22 protein-coding genes are annotated in these 12,613 nt (G+C 39.1%); all 22 read right to left on the reverse strand.

The window, feature by feature from the left end; all coding sequences use genetic code 11:
* Positions 1-7: 7 nt before the first annotated feature.
* A complete protein-coding gene (locus tag MHI46_RS13075; protein ID WP_335356416.1) occupies positions 8-202 on the reverse strand; it encodes a hypothetical protein in 195 nt (64 codons plus the stop codon).
* 2 nt (positions 203-204) lie between these two features.
* On the reverse strand, positions 205-540 hold the full coding sequence (locus MHI46_RS13080; RefSeq protein ID WP_059375584.1) for a hypothetical protein: 336 nt from the start codon (positions 538-540) through the stop codon (positions 205-207).
* Between the two features lie 38 nt (positions 541-578).
* The gene (locus MHI46_RS13085) at positions 579-1,205 is read right to left on the reverse strand and encodes a major tail protein (protein WP_342502859.1); all 627 of its coding nucleotides are present in this window, start codon (positions 1,203-1,205) and stop codon (positions 579-581) included.
* Positions 1,206-1,216: 11 nt separating this feature from the next.
* On the reverse strand, positions 1,217-1,585 hold the full coding sequence (locus MHI46_RS13090; RefSeq protein ID WP_342502860.1) for a DUF3168 domain-containing protein: 369 nt from the start codon (positions 1,583-1,585) through the stop codon (positions 1,217-1,219).
* Positions 1,582-1,965: an HK97-gp10 family putative phage morphogenesis protein gene (locus MHI46_RS13095; RefSeq protein WP_342502861.1), complete on the reverse strand. Its 384-nt coding sequence runs from the start codon at positions 1,963-1,965 to the stop codon at positions 1,582-1,584. The genes MHI46_RS13090 and MHI46_RS13095 overlap by 4 nt, the downstream gene beginning before the upstream one ends.
* Positions 1,958-2,305 (reverse strand): phage head closure protein, encoded by a 348-nt coding sequence (locus MHI46_RS13100; RefSeq protein WP_342502862.1) that lies wholly within the window; start codon positions 2,303-2,305, stop codon positions 1,958-1,960. Before MHI46_RS13100 ends, MHI46_RS13095 begins: the two co-directional genes overlap by 8 nt.
* Entirely contained in the window at positions 2,259-2,600 is a 342-nt protein-coding gene (locus MHI46_RS13105; protein ID WP_342502863.1) for a head-tail connector protein, read from the reverse strand. Before MHI46_RS13105 ends, MHI46_RS13100 begins: the two co-directional genes overlap by 47 nt.
* A gap of 14 nt (positions 2,601-2,614) precedes the next feature.
* A complete protein-coding gene (locus tag MHI46_RS13110; protein ID WP_342502864.1) occupies positions 2,615-2,989 on the reverse strand; it encodes a collagen-like protein in 375 nt (124 codons plus the stop codon).
* A gap of 24 nt (positions 2,990-3,013) precedes the next feature.
* Positions 3,014-3,304 carry a hypothetical protein gene (locus MHI46_RS13115; RefSeq protein WP_342503257.1) on the reverse strand — a complete coding sequence of 97 codons (291 nt, stop codon included), beginning with the start codon at positions 3,302-3,304 and terminating at the stop codon, positions 3,014-3,016.
* Positions 3,305-3,306: 2 nt separating this feature from the next.
* Complete coding sequence (locus MHI46_RS13120; RefSeq protein WP_342502865.1) at positions 3,307-4,512, reverse strand: phage major capsid protein; 1,206 nt, start codon at positions 4,510-4,512, stop codon at positions 3,307-3,309.
* A gap of 38 nt (positions 4,513-4,550) precedes the next feature.
* A complete protein-coding gene (locus tag MHI46_RS13125; protein WP_342502866.1) occupies positions 4,551-5,183 on the reverse strand; it encodes an HK97 family phage prohead protease in 633 nt (210 codons plus the stop codon).
* Positions 5,176-6,417, reverse strand: a complete 1,242-nt coding sequence (locus MHI46_RS13130) for a phage portal protein (RefSeq protein ID WP_342502867.1) — start codon at positions 6,415-6,417, stop codon at positions 5,176-5,178. The genes MHI46_RS13125 and MHI46_RS13130 overlap by 8 nt, the downstream gene beginning before the upstream one ends.
* Before the next feature lie 5 nt (positions 6,418-6,422).
* On the reverse strand, positions 6,423-6,605 hold the full coding sequence (locus tag MHI46_RS13135; protein ID WP_095409137.1) for a hypothetical protein: 183 nt from the start codon (positions 6,603-6,605) through the stop codon (positions 6,423-6,425).
* Between the two features lie 11 nt (positions 6,606-6,616).
* Positions 6,617-8,329, reverse strand: a complete 1,713-nt coding sequence (locus MHI46_RS13140; RefSeq protein WP_342502868.1) for a terminase TerL endonuclease subunit — start codon at positions 8,327-8,329, stop codon at positions 6,617-6,619.
* Positions 8,329-8,832, reverse strand: a complete 504-nt coding sequence (locus MHI46_RS13145; protein ID WP_342502869.1) for a phage terminase small subunit P27 family — start codon at positions 8,830-8,832, stop codon at positions 8,329-8,331. The genes MHI46_RS13140 and MHI46_RS13145 overlap by 1 nt, the downstream gene beginning before the upstream one ends.
* Before the next feature lie 86 nt (positions 8,833-8,918).
* Positions 8,919-9,239, reverse strand: a complete 321-nt coding sequence (locus MHI46_RS13150; RefSeq protein WP_342502870.1) for a transglycosylase — start codon at positions 9,237-9,239, stop codon at positions 8,919-8,921.
* Positions 9,232-9,588, reverse strand: coding sequence for an HNH endonuclease signature motif containing protein (locus tag MHI46_RS13155; protein ID WP_342502871.1), 357 nt, complete (start codon positions 9,586-9,588; stop codon positions 9,232-9,234). Before MHI46_RS13155 ends, MHI46_RS13150 begins: the two co-directional genes overlap by 8 nt.
* A 107-nt stretch (positions 9,589-9,695) precedes the next feature.
* Positions 9,696-10,328: a hypothetical protein gene (locus tag MHI46_RS13160; protein WP_342502872.1), complete on the reverse strand. Its 633-nt coding sequence runs from the start codon at positions 10,326-10,328 to the stop codon at positions 9,696-9,698.
* Between the two features lie 459 nt (positions 10,329-10,787).
* Complete coding sequence (locus tag MHI46_RS13165) at positions 10,788-10,985, reverse strand: hypothetical protein (RefSeq protein WP_342502873.1); 198 nt, start codon at positions 10,983-10,985, stop codon at positions 10,788-10,790.
* A 19-nt stretch (positions 10,986-11,004) separates the two neighbouring features.
* Complete coding sequence (locus tag MHI46_RS13170; RefSeq protein ID WP_342502874.1) at positions 11,005-11,337, reverse strand: hypothetical protein; 333 nt, start codon at positions 11,335-11,337, stop codon at positions 11,005-11,007.
* Between the two features lie 251 nt (positions 11,338-11,588).
* Entirely contained in the window at positions 11,589-12,131 is a 543-nt protein-coding gene (locus MHI46_RS13175) for a site-specific integrase (RefSeq protein WP_060596944.1), read from the reverse strand.
* Positions 12,128-12,613: an ArpU family phage packaging/lysis transcriptional regulator gene (locus tag MHI46_RS13180; RefSeq protein WP_342502875.1), complete on the reverse strand. Its 486-nt coding sequence runs from the start codon at positions 12,611-12,613 to the stop codon at positions 12,128-12,130. Before MHI46_RS13180 ends, MHI46_RS13175 begins: the two co-directional genes overlap by 4 nt.

Raw genomic sequence — 12,613 nt, forward strand, 5'->3', positions numbered from 1 at the left:
CACCTTTTTACAGTCCAGGTATCTGATCAATGTACAAAGGCTTATCCGATGCTGCAGCGTTGTTACTTGGCTTTTCCTTGCTCACTTCTTTGCGCCGCCCGAGTCGCTTCAAGTGATACACAATATCCATTTCATCTATTTGGTTCTGTGAAAAGCCAATGTCCTCTAATGCGTTATACATATCAAGGACAGCATCGGACAAACTTACTCCCCCGGCTCTGCTTCCTCTGCGGTTTCCGGATTCAGGATCTTGCTCGCTTCAACGATATTTCCGATGACATAGTTTGCAGTTGCGTAGATTGTTCTATATAAAAGTCTTGAATCAATGCCTTTTTCAAATTCTTCTGCAGTGAATTTGTTTCCGAACACTTCACAGATAAACTCTGATTGTTTACTTGTATAAATCCTTTCAGGATCATTCGATTCAAGGTCTTCTGTTATTTCTGCCGCAGTCCTAAATAAAACACCCGTGATAAAGTTAGGTGTGGAAAATTTCTTTTTCTTACCGTTTAAATGCAAGGTGATTGTCAATGCTTCCATGCTATTGCCTCCCGATTACAAAATAAAAAAGAGCGTTATTAAACGCCCTTTCCGATGTCTACTGAACTTGTGGAATCCTCTGTATCTTTTCCCGTTGAAAACGACGCACCGTCATATACAACTTGTTTAAACCATTCATTCGGGTCAAAGCCTTCGTCGAACTCAGCTTGTGCCTTCCAACGGTTTTTCCCCTTCTTATTTTGTAAAGTCATAAAGCCTGCCTTGAATTTTGCGGTTTCAGGATCTGCTTTACCCTCTGTGGTTTTATTTTCGTTAGCCATCAGTTCAGGAAGTCCCTTTAAGAACCAGTAAAACCTATGGCCGCCTGTGGATGTTTTCGCCCTAAAGCCGAAAGCCAAGAAAATAGCCTTGTCATCAGAACTGGCAAAAGAAATCCCATTCTCGACCTTGTGTCCGAAAATCTTGTTTTGCACCTCAATAGGTAAATCTGCTAGTTCAGCCTCAAGGTCAATGTCTCCCATGTTGTTAAATGAATCAAAGACGCCGTTATCAGCCCAAAATTTAGACTGCTCTGATTTTGGATCGACTTTAACGTTTACGGCTCCTGGCAGTCTTTCAGGCTTTGCATATTCAAGTCCTTTATCGTCGTCTTGAATCAGCTCAGCATAATGAAACATGTCTAATCCGTAGATTGTTTTCCCCATCTGTTTTCCTCCTAGAAAAATGTTTTAACGTACCTCATGCCCTTGTGAAAGATTTTTGTATCTGTTTCGTAAAGATCCACTGAATCGTACCTGCCATATCCTAAATCTTTCATCAGTTTGTCTATCAGTTTTGCTATTTCTGTTTCATGCGTTCGCGTGTCTGCTTTTGAAAATATACTTAGCTGAAAACGAACTTCACTAGCAGCTGCTTGGTTGTCTCTGTATTCCTGGTCCCTATCTGTAATCTCTGAAAATACAACCCTGGGGAATGCGCCCACATCATCGGCCACAAGATTATGAAAACCTCCTGTGACAAGCTGCTTTAACTCTTTGTTTTTTATTAACGCTGCACTCAATTCTTTTTTCGCATCAAAGCTCATTTAATAGGCGCCGTGATAATTCTTTCCATGATCTTCACAGCTTGTCCCTCCCCTTCAATTGCGCTTTTTTCAATAAATGGATGCGGCGGCATTTTAGACGTGCCCCACTCTAAAAATCGCCCTCTGTAAGCGACTTTTCTATTCGGCCCAACGGTTACAAACAATTCACCATCTTTGGCTTCTCTTGCAGCTGAAACGGTGATGTTATCGACCATGTGAGGCTGTTTTTTTGAACTCTTATTCACGATACGTTTTTGGTGCTCTGCTATTACTTCTCCGCCAGCTTTAAGGGCAATCTTTTCGGCTTTTTCGACGTCGTCACCTATCTTGTTGAAAAATCTCGTTAAATCATCAAATCCATCAATATCCATATCAGCCATTTATGCCAACCTCATTGCATGTGACTTCAAGTCGCTTCTTTTTGTTTTCTGTGTCGTTATAATCCATGACATCAAAAGTGCGATAGATTGGCTCTCCTGTCTCATCTGTTCCCGTTTGGTGAAGGATTCGCATGTCTTGTTTAACGTCTTCTCGGTACCTAATTGTGATTTTCTTCGGGGACTTGACCCCTAACGCACCGGCCACAAGCGTGTCTGACTTTGAGCCGGAAAACCCTTCAATTGAACCCCATGTCTCAAAAACATTTTCATAGGATTCATTCCAATTCAGCTCATCATCCTGCACCCTTTTCTTTACTTGGAAGATTAACCTCCGATTCAATTTGCTTATCTTCTTCATTTCCTTTCACATCCACATATCGAAGTTGAGTCAGCAAAGCTTGAACGGTAAAAGGGATGTTTGAGCCGGAAACACCTGACTCATACATCCCCCTGTTTTCGTACCAATGCTCAACTAACATCCCTACTACAAGTTCAAATTGAGCGTTACCTTCTGTATAACGCCCTATACCATTTTTGATATATCCCTTTGCTGCAGTAATTAAGGATTTAAGCAAGGCGTCATCTTGGTCGGTATCAACCTTTAAATATTCATCTTTCAGCATTTTTAAATCCATAGAAGACCGCCTACTTATTCAGTATTTTCTTTACCCTCAAGCCCATCAACTCGCGTCTGTAAATCTGTAATCATTTTTTGTACTTCTGAATTGATGTTGTCCCATTTAACGCTACCTTTACCGATTGTCCGTGAGTTCACAGATCCATCGCCTAAATGATCGTTCTTAATGGCTCCCGTTTCAATTACTGCAGGATCTCCCTTGTCGCCTTTCGGACCTTGAGGACCAGTATCACCTTTTGGTCCTTTTTCACCTTGCATCCCTTGAATGTAAAGAGGATTTTCTTCGCTGTTTCCTTTTACATAAACAGCCGTGATAGGTTTACCGTCAGCGTCCGCCTCTGCAGATGTTAATACTCCATTACTTTCATTCAGAAAATCTTTTGCCATGTTAGATCAATTCCTTTCCAATGTTTATTCTTTGCTCAGTTTGCTTTTCAGCTCTTTTATTTCGTCTTCCATTCCCTTGAGTCTAGTTTCAATAGACGAATTAAGATGCTCCGGCATGACGCTTCCCGTCCCGATGTTTACCGAACGAACCGCTTTTTCGGCCAGCATTTCATGTGTCACGCTTCCTGGTGCAGCTGATCCGGCGCCTCCTACACTCACTTCCTCGCCGTCTTTGACTATCTTTCCTCCTGCAAACTCTAATACACCACCAATGACAGTTCTATCCCCGCCATCAGTGGTGTAATTTTTCGTCACTCTCAAGACTCTTTCACCTCTTCTTCTTTTATTGATAGTTGGCCGTAAACTACGGCATCTTCGTCCCACTTTCGGACGTCTTCTCGTTCAATTGCACGTACTTTTGTTGTGTTCGTTTCAAATGATCCTGCTGCAAGGTTCGTATAGTCGATAGACTGTTGCTGACGATCAAATAAGACAACGGCCTCTTTTAAATCTCCAACGATTACAGGAGCTTTCCCTGCTTTTGTTTTCAAGACCTTGTTTGAGATCACCACCATTTGGCGACCATACAGCATTTTGTTTGTCGGTTCGGAAGGAATATCCTTGAGTAGATATTTACCGTCCGCATCTTTCAGCTGATCCAGATAGTTAAACCCATCTTGGTTTGTCATGATGATCGCACCAGCTGAAATGGCGGTATCTAGCGTAACGTTTAAAGTCTTTTTAATGTCATCCAAGCCCTTAAATTCAACCTTTTTCAAATCATCAAGGATTTTCAGAATAAGTGCATTTCTTGTTGCGGTTGATTTTTTAACGAACCACTTCGCAACATATGTCATGATCGCTTGATCTGTATCCTGCAGCAATGTATTCGAAAGTGGTAAAAGCCCTGCATAGTCAGTGATGGTATATGATAGTTTTGTAAACTTAGGCTGGTCTGTTTCTGGAATGTTCCCCATTTCCTCTATGTCTTGGAATGGTGTCATGTCTCCGTTTTTTTCAAGCATACGACTACCTGAACGGGTTGCTACCGGCTCAACCGTGACATATTGCTCAAGTTGATGTAATTGCTCCCGCTTTAACTCTTTAATAGTTCTTGAAATATCTTCAGGGATCAAGATTCCGCCATCTTCTTCATTTTTTCCTGACATCGCTCTGAATTCAGGATTTTCTAGGAATTCACGTTCTTCATGTGTTAAGGATTTACCTCGAAGAGACTTCATGAACAACTTGGTAAATTTCTTTTGACGTTCTTCCTTATCCCCTTCTGCTCCTTTTCGTCCCTCCGGATTACGTTCTAGCTCCGGCACAAAATTTTCACCGCCAGGTAAATCCGGCACGTTCAGTGATCTTCCTTCTACCATCAATTCAATTTGATTCTTAAGCTCTTTCACTTCATCGAGAAGCTGGCGCGCCTCCTCTGTTTTTCCTTCTGCAAGTGCTTTGTCTGCATCTTCTTTCTTTTGTGTAAACTGCTGACGCAGTTCAATTTCTTTTTTTGTCATCTTTATTTTTTCCTCCTCATAGAACCCAAAAAAAAGCCTTACTCTGGAAGATCAAGGCTTAAAAGTTCCAATTCAATTTTTAAAACTTCATCGGTTGGTGCGCTTCGTTGTTCTTTTATTTCTTCTACTTTCTCTAAGCTGCGGGCACCTACTACAGCTTCGGTATCGCTATATGCAGGTGTCGTTACAAGAGATATGTCATAAACGCGGTGAATTCTGTTTATTCTTCGTTCGTATATGTCTTCATCTTCATTTATGCGCCACTCGTCAGGTTCTTCGCCGTTGTAATCCAACGAAAAGGCAAAAGAACATTGATTAATAACGCCGCTGCGTATATTCTCCATGAGATCGCGCGCATATGACGTGTCTGACGGCTTAAATCTGAATTTAAGACCTATGCCATCTATTTCTAGTTCAAGCCGTCCTGAATCACCTGAAACGGTGTTTCGTGCCAGAGGAAAGTCTTCGCGATGATTGAACAGTGCAACGACGTTTGATAGATCGGTAGATTCTAAAGCGTTCCTGCTTATGATTTCCTTGAACCACCCCAAACGCTCGGACCATTTTTCAAATTTCAAAGCATAGCCTTCCACATATTCGGCTTGTCCTTCACCTTCGGAACGTATCTCTATTGGCGTCGTGAGTAGCCTCACTTCTTTTTCTTTACTCATTCTTGCTGTCACCTCCCTTCATGGCTGAACCAGCTTTAAGCCGCTGGTATTCTTCCATAAAGTCAAGGGATACATAGTTTAGACTTGCAAGATATTTGTCTCCATGCTCAATTGGATTTCTTTCGAGTAAGTCGCGAACCTCATTTTTATTTAATATGCCTGATTCGATCATAAATTTGAAATACTCGGCTTGTGTCTTACTATCGCCGCGCAACTCACTATCAACATTGAATTTTACATAATGACCCGCTTTTTGATCATTGTCAGTAAACAGCTTAATATTTAATTCTTGTTCAAAATTCACGATCCACGGTTGCAATGTGTTTTTTACGTATTCCAGGGATTGATGCTCAATGTTTGAAAATGTGGCTTTATCAAGCTCATTGAGTTTATGCAACGGAACTTTATAAATCATGGCAATTTGAGCTTTATTGAATTTCATAGATTCTACAAACTGCGCTTCTTGCAACGGCATGGCAATAGATTGATATTCTAGTCCATTGTCAATAATGGCTATGTTTTCACCTTGGTTGACCCGTTTCCATTCTTTCCTTACGTTTTCCTTGGGCTTCTCATCCAAGAAAGAAGGTACTTTTAGAATGCCTCGCGGCGTAGCTTCGTTTTTATATAATTTTGCGTTATACTTTGTGGCAGCTGCTTGAGCGCCTATATGCTCTCTCACTACCCCGATAGGCGACTTACCGTGTATGCCGTCCGTAGATAACCCTTTAAAGTGTAACAATTGGTGTTCGTATAGTTCCATCATTCTTCCGTTAACAGTGGTTTGATACCAAATCATTCCTGTTTCGGGATGAATGTATGCGTTTGTCGCATCTGGTCGCAACGGGTAAAGATTTTCAGGGTAACCATGCGCCCCAAATTTAATCATCGAATAGGCATTTCCCCAAGTCAATGCATGCGTCATCATCAGCTTTTTCCACACATAAGCTGTCATGTACGGGTTTGGTCTTGCGTAGATCATATAGGCTGATGGATGATTAGGGTTTCTGTTGACTCCTTGACTCTCTTTTTTAAATGTGTGTATCGGTAGCTTTGCGATGTCATCAGACAGTACGTTGACACAGGCAAAAATGTCCGGCTGCACAAGTGAATTACTTTCACTTACCCTTTCACCGCTTGCCGTTTCTCGTCCTCCGAATAGATTGATCAGCTGACTAAAACCGTCTAATGTTGTTGAGCCGGATCGTTTTTCAAAAAACTTGTCTATAAACATTTATTTCACCTCTCTTTCTGCCGCGCATGACTTGACAGCAAGTAGGCATAAAACATAAAAAATACACCCGTCAGAAATAGACCGATGTTTGTATTTACCCGATACGCTGCCAGCAGAATAAAGGTGCACCCTCCAATAAACAGTAAATCGTTTAGTATTAATTTCAGAAGTACAATAAATTTTTTCACACTCTCACATCCTAAAAACTGAAATTTCCTGAAAAGTGATCGTTTAAGTTAACACTTGCGCCCATATTGTGATACATGGCCCTGGCAAAAGCATTCATAACCGCTGCAGCCGGATCTATTCTTTGCGGTGATTTCGCTTTATCTAGCATTATATTCTCTTGGGCATCTTGTTTGATAATGGCGTTATTATACGCAAAAGTTAGCAATGGATCGTCAGCATGTATGACCTTGCCCTCGTATACTTTTTGTCTGTAATCCTTTGTAGGTAAAGAAAGATGTTGGATCCTTTGCGGAAGCTCCGTCATGTTAAATCCTTTGCTCTCAAGTCTCTGTGCCAGATGTAGTGCATTCCATTTGTCATATGCAATCTCCTTGACTCTCAATTTGTTGACGTGAGCAAATTCAATAATCCATCTTTCAACAAATTGATAATCAACCGCTTCCCCTGGTGTGAATGTCATCCAACCTTGATCACGCCATAAATCATAAGGCACTTTATCAGTAGCCATTTTCTCTTTTGCCTTTTCCTCTGGAATGAAGGAATGCTGGCCGACATAATAAAAACCATCAAGAACACCAACCCACCCGACAGAAGTCAAATCCGTTGTCATAGACAAATCTATACCAAGATAGATCGCCATTTCCTTTAGATCAGGTATTTCACCATGACAGGCCCGCCATTTAGACATTTTCAAATAGCCTTTGTCCTTTTGATCGACCCATATATCCATGTTTTTTGTGAGGAAACTTCTCATCTTTTCAGGCACGTCTAATGCAACATTTATCGCTGACCGTAGTGATTCCATCCCCTCTGGATAAGTTGCTACAATCGGATTTGCCTTGATCCAGTTCGACTCATCCTTTACGTCGTCTTCGGGATCAAGCTCACAGATCATAACAAAATAGTCATCGTTTTCAATTTCAATGTCGGGATCAAGAATTTTGGAAACATATTGATACTCTTTGAAACACGGCCCGTTTAAGTTGAAACCTGCTGTAGTAATGATAACCATCAAAGGGCTTCGACGTGCGACCATTCCACTGTCAATAACATCATAAATTTCACTTGTTTCATGTGCTTGGTATTCGTCGACTATTCCAAGAGAAGGGTTTTTTCCGTCTCCTACCTTTCGGGCTTCACGGGATAACGGTTTGATGATTGAATTTGTTGCGTATTTTGTGACTTGCCCGTTAGCGTCTGTGTATTTCCCTTCTAAAATAGGTGCGTGCTTTAGTTGTTCAATGATTGCTTGATAGACTTCATCTGACTGCTCTCTTGACCAACCAGCAATAAACACGCGGTGTTTTTCTTTAGTAGGAAAGATTTCATATGAAGCCATGATAGCCAGCAACTGTGATTTCGCGTTTTTTCTCGCTAACTGGATGTATGCTTTTCTAAAACGCCTGGCACCATTCACTTTTTTGTAAAAGCCGTAGATATTAGCAGCGATGAATAATTGGAAGTCTGTAAGTTCAATTGGCTTACCTGCTAATATCCCTTCGACATGATTAAATTGCTTGGCCCATTCATAGAAATCAAGGACTGCTTCTGCGTCAAAATAATACGGGCAATCTTCATCTGCTAGCCGCTCTACGTCTTTAATGAACCTCTGAACAGCCCACTTGTGCTTCTTTCCTGCTTTTATTTCCCCCGCTTGGATTTTTTCGCAATATGACCATACGCGCTCAATTAAAAGCTCCGCGGTCATTTCTTGCGTTAGCATTACATGCGACCTCCAAAGCGTTCTTCTTCTTTTGTCTTAGGCTTGTCTTCTTTCTTTGGGATAACGAGTTTACAGCGTGAGGAAATGGTTAAGCCTAAATCACTTGATGCTTGTCTGCATTGTTTAAATAACTTGTCTTGATTTATAAGAAGATCACTGTAGGCAGCATTCGCAATTTCAAACTTTTCTCCCTCTGAATTTTCAGCAAGGGTTGTGATCGGTGTCTCTAATATGATTTCTGTTATTTCTAAATATTGTTTTCTTGCAAATAAAAAACGGGCAAGCGCGTCTACATCTAAATTTGTGATAATTCCGATGTTTTTGAGCTCGTCCGCTATCTTTTTGAATTCTCTTTTTAAGTCTTTTGGTAAGTAAGAAGGAGCTTTCACTTTGTCATCTGGTGCCTTTATTTCTTGCTCTCTTCTTTCTTTAATCTCTTTCTTGGTAAGGTTTTTCTTGCCCTTTACCAACAATAAATCTACCGGTTGTCTAGGCCTCGCCATCCTCTCACCTCCTTTCAAAATTTCATTTAGGGAATTTCTCGCGATGTTGAGGGAGACGCGGTCTACGCCAAATCGTTTCTAGGGATTTAAGGAAGGGGGGCTTCCATTTCCCGCCTTAGTTGATCCATATCTTTTTGACAATCCATTTGCGCTTCTTTGATTTTCTTTTTATAAATTTCGAGTAACTTTTCTGATCTCGCACTCCGAAGGACAACGAATAGCTTTCTAATTTTGCTTTGCTTTCGTCTAATCACTTCGTTTGTAAAGTAAGATGTGTATTCAGTTAGACATCTAGGACAAACTAGAAGATGTTGTTTAATTCCTTCGCCAATCTTTCTAATCCTAGAACAACTTTTAATAATGAATGTTGTTCCACATTGATCGCATACGCATGTTTGATTATCCATTCCCAAACCCTCCATCTTCTTTAGCGGTCTTCCTACTGTGACAGGACGCACACAGTGGCTGCCAGTTAGAAGAATCCCAGAATAATTTTTTATCTCTCTTATGCGGTTTGATGTGGTCCACTACTGTAGCAGCGATACGCTTGCCTTGTAACATGCAAGACTGACACAAAGGATGCTTTGCTAGATAACCTTCACGCGCTTTACGCCATCGACTATTATACCCACGGCGTGATGATGATTCACGGAACAGATCATATAAAGGCTTCGATATCTTATGCTGCCGGCAATATCCTTCGCGCGTAAGTTGAGAACATCCGGGTTCATTGCATGGTTTTAATGGCTTCTTCAATACTGTTCTTCACTTCCTCTCAAAATAAAAACCTTTCTATAAAAAGAAAGGTTAAAGAGATTATTAATTATAGATAAAGATATATTTAAAACCCCAGCAAAACAATACTAATTCCAATCCAATTCCTTAGCTTTTTTATTATATATTTTATCAACTTTTCTATCAGTCAAAACTTTCCCTTTTTGTATTTCTTTCTTAGTTCGACTCCATTCTGCTTTTAAGATGATTTGTTGAAGCTTTTGTATCTTTTTTCGATGCTCCAAAACCAACTTCGGATCATATTTCTCTTTTTCACGAAGTAACGAGATTACAGTAGTAATTTCATTAAGAAGTTCTTTAGCATACTTTTCTGAAGGATTAATCAATAAAGCAATATTAGTTCTTAATTTCCTTAACATTGTAATACTCTCAAAGAAATTAAAATTATCATTCCAACTCTCTTGTTTTTTTAGCATTCTGAGATACGTAGTCCATTTAACAGAGTGCACAAACATTTGATCATTAATTTCTACAAAATTATCCCTCATTTTATTAACCCATTCAATTCTTTGACGACTTATAGTTTCAACTATAGAAGTTCTTCTGGCATGTTTGTTTTGAATTATAATTGTTATAATACCAATCACTATCGAAACAAAACCTGCTATAATTGCAGCGGTTATAACTTCACTTATTTTAAACCCTTTTCCTAAATTCAATGGTAAATTAAAAAGAATTGGAGCTTCTATGATTTCATTCATCTTATTCCCCTCCTACTAAACTTATAGGCAAATTACAAAGAATTAAAATAGTGCTATTACAAATCAAATGAAAAAGCGAGCTGAAATGGAAGCCGCTCTCAATTTATCACCTAATACCATCATAACCACTCTCAAACAAAATGCTTTGCCAAGATCGTGCCAAAAATGTGCCATTTTCGTTTTTATCCATAACAATCATCGGAATTAATATCGAAGTATTCAAATGTCTCTTCAATCACCTTATTACAATCGTTGCATACAGACCAATGACCTTGGTCGTTTAACTCCTCAGAAATAGTAGAACGCTTCTCGCAAGTACAGTAATCTTCTTTAAACAAAGTAATACATCCAATGTTATTAAATTAAAGTTCAAGCCAATAAAAAAGCGACTAAAAGCCGCCTTGAAATAAATTTCCTATTGATTAATTCGTTTACAAATTGAAGCGTCCCATTTCATTATCACTGAACAAACTTAACATTAATTGAATCAGCTATAATTTCTCCATGTTGTTCAACAAGAACATCAAATACACCCTGATAAGAATAGGCATCTACTTTTAAAATTTCAACTTCTCCTGAATCTTTGATAATTGTAACCTCATATTTAGTTAAAGCAGCATCCTTATCATTTATACTTATCCGCTTCTTTTTTAACATAATAACCCTCCAATTTTTTTCATATTTCCTCTTTTTTGTCCACATCACTGAGTTCATTAATTAAGAATTGTATGACCAAGTTCAAACCATTATTTTTAATTTCAAACTTCCCCCAAGCTCTTCCTGAATAAGCTGTTGTCCAGTTATGGATAATTTCTTCTAAATAATTTGTTTGTTCCTCACTAATTTTATTCAAAGTCTTATTTATAACCATTTTTTTTAATTCAGGAAATAACTCGTGATTAAAAGATAACTCCTCTACTTTGTTTACTTCGATATTCACACCGGAATCAACTAAACTTATTAATTCACAAGCAATCGTACTTAATACAGCTTTTTTTAAAATTTTCATTTTTATATCCTCACTTCGCATATATTTTTACTTTATTTATTTCGGCTTAAATGCTGGAATCTTCAATATTTATCCACAAAATCCACCAATTCACCATATCTATTATTGTGTCTAACTCAGGGAATCGCTGAATCCTTTGCCCCTCTTGCTTTTCAGCCATTTCCTTAAAATGAGTTGGACATTTTCTCATTATGGTTAGTTGATGAAAAAGAGCGCAAAAAAAGACCCACCTGCCATTTAAACAGATGAGCCTATAAGCCAAAGTCGTCCATTGTTCTATCCATTGTGTCTTGTGTGATCCCAATATATCTCAAAGTAATATCTGGGCTTGAGTGGTTGAATATTTCTTGCAGCAAGGCCACATCCTTGAACTTTTTATAATGCCAGTATCCAAATGTTTTCCTTAATGTATGTGTACCTATGCTATCAAGCCCGACATACTCCGCTGCCTCTCTCAAAATGTTGTATGCACTGCTACGGCTGATTGGTTTGTTGAGTCCTTCTCTACTTTTAAAAAGATACTCTTGATCATCTTTGTCTTTAATATATTGATCTATCGCTTTTCGAAGCGTCTTGTTTATTTTGATTCTTTTCTCTTTACCTGTTTTTTGTTCTCTAAGGGATACGTACTGTTTTCTCACGTTCTTCACCCTTAATTCCAGCAGATCGGATATGCGCAAGCCCAGATTGATTCCCGCCACAAACAGCAGCAGGTTTCGTTTGTTTCTCTCACCTAAATACTTCTTTATATAATGGATCTGATCAAGGTCCCTTATCGGCTGAACAAAATTCATGATTTATCCCCCTGCTTGTACACTTCTTCTCTCAAAGCAAAGGCCAGTCTATAATATGCTTTATTTTTGAATCGGTAATAGTTCCTTTGGCTGAGGCCCATATCTGCGTAAATCTCATAATCAAACATTTCTTCGTCTTGCATGTAAAGCATGACCAAGATGCGGCGCTCTCTTTGTGTAAGACGATTAACGCCCCTTTCAATTCGCTTCATGTATTTTTCCCGCTCAAACTCCCTATCCATTTTTTTAAGGGCTGCATCCTCGGTCGATGAATGAAACTGATTTGAGAAACTAGGCGGCGTAATGGTGTAAGTTGTTGTGATCTTTGGAAGAAAGTCTTCCGGCGTTTGCAACCTAAATATTTTATATTTTTCCATCATCTTTTCCATTTTGAATCTTGTTTTTTCCTCGTCGATTTGAGGGATATCTAAATTCATTTGATCTGTTTGTTCGTTTGCTTTCTTATCATTTTTATTAGTCAT

Origin of the sequence: Bacillus sp. FSL K6-1000, from assembly GCF_038630785.1 — a bacterium.
In the GTDB taxonomy this organism is placed as follows: Bacteria; Bacillota; Bacilli; order Bacillales; family Bacillaceae; genus Bacillus; species Bacillus safensis.

What these genes read in the sequence shown, in the direction of transcription:
- MHI46_RS13080 (WP_059375584.1), bottom strand. Translation starts at nt 540, where the DNA reads ATGGAAGCATTGACAATCACCTTGCATTTAAACGGTAAGAAAAAGAAA.
- MHI46_RS13085 (WP_342502859.1), bottom strand. Translation starts at nt 1,205, where the DNA reads ATGGGGAAAACAATCTACGGATTAGACATGTTTCATTATGCTGAGCTG.
- MHI46_RS13090 (WP_342502860.1), bottom strand. Translation starts at nt 1,585, where the DNA reads ATGAGCTTTGATGCGAAAAAAGAATTGAGTGCAGCGTTAATAAAAAAC.
- MHI46_RS13095 (WP_342502861.1), bottom strand. Translation starts at nt 1,965, where the DNA reads ATGGCTGATATGGATATTGATGGATTTGATGATTTAACGAGATTTTTC.
- MHI46_RS13105 (WP_342502863.1), bottom strand. Translation starts at nt 2,600, where the DNA reads ATGGATTTAAAAATGCTGAAAGATGAATATTTAAAGGTTGATACCGAC.
- MHI46_RS13110 (WP_342502864.1), bottom strand. Translation starts at nt 2,989, where the DNA reads ATGGCAAAAGATTTTCTGAATGAAAGTAATGGAGTATTAACATCTGCA.
- MHI46_RS13120 (WP_342502865.1), bottom strand. Translation starts at nt 4,512, where the DNA reads ATGACAAAAAAAGAAATTGAACTGCGTCAGCAGTTTACACAAAAGAAA.
- MHI46_RS13125 (WP_342502866.1), bottom strand. Translation starts at nt 5,183, where the DNA reads ATGAGTAAAGAAAAAGAAGTGAGGCTACTCACGACGCCAATAGAGATA.
- MHI46_RS13130 (WP_342502867.1), bottom strand. Translation starts at nt 6,417, where the DNA reads ATGTTTATAGACAAGTTTTTTGAAAAACGATCCGGCTCAACAACATTA.
- MHI46_RS13140 (WP_342502868.1), bottom strand. Translation starts at nt 8,329, where the DNA reads ATGCTAACGCAAGAAATGACCGCGGAGCTTTTAATTGAGCGCGTATGG.
- MHI46_RS13145 (WP_342502869.1), bottom strand. Translation starts at nt 8,832, where the DNA reads ATGGCGAGGCCTAGACAACCGGTAGATTTATTGTTGGTAAAGGGCAAG.
- MHI46_RS13150 (WP_342502870.1), bottom strand. Translation starts at nt 9,239, where the DNA reads ATGGATAATCAAACATGCGTATGCGATCAATGTGGAACAACATTCATT.
- MHI46_RS13160 (WP_342502872.1), bottom strand. Translation starts at nt 10,328, where the DNA reads ATGAATGAAATCATAGAAGCTCCAATTCTTTTTAATTTACCATTGAAT.
- MHI46_RS13165 (WP_342502873.1), bottom strand. Translation starts at nt 10,985, where the DNA reads ATGTTAAAAAAGAAGCGGATAAGTATAAATGATAAGGATGCTGCTTTA.
- MHI46_RS13170 (WP_342502874.1), bottom strand. Translation starts at nt 11,337, where the DNA reads ATGAAAATTTTAAAAAAAGCTGTATTAAGTACGATTGCTTGTGAATTA.
- MHI46_RS13175 (WP_060596944.1), bottom strand. Translation starts at nt 12,131, where the DNA reads ATGAATTTTGTTCAGCCGATAAGGGACCTTGATCAGATCCATTATATA.
- MHI46_RS13180 (WP_342502875.1), bottom strand. Translation starts at nt 12,613, where the DNA reads ATGACTAATAAAAATGATAAGAAAGCAAACGAACAAACAGATCAAATG.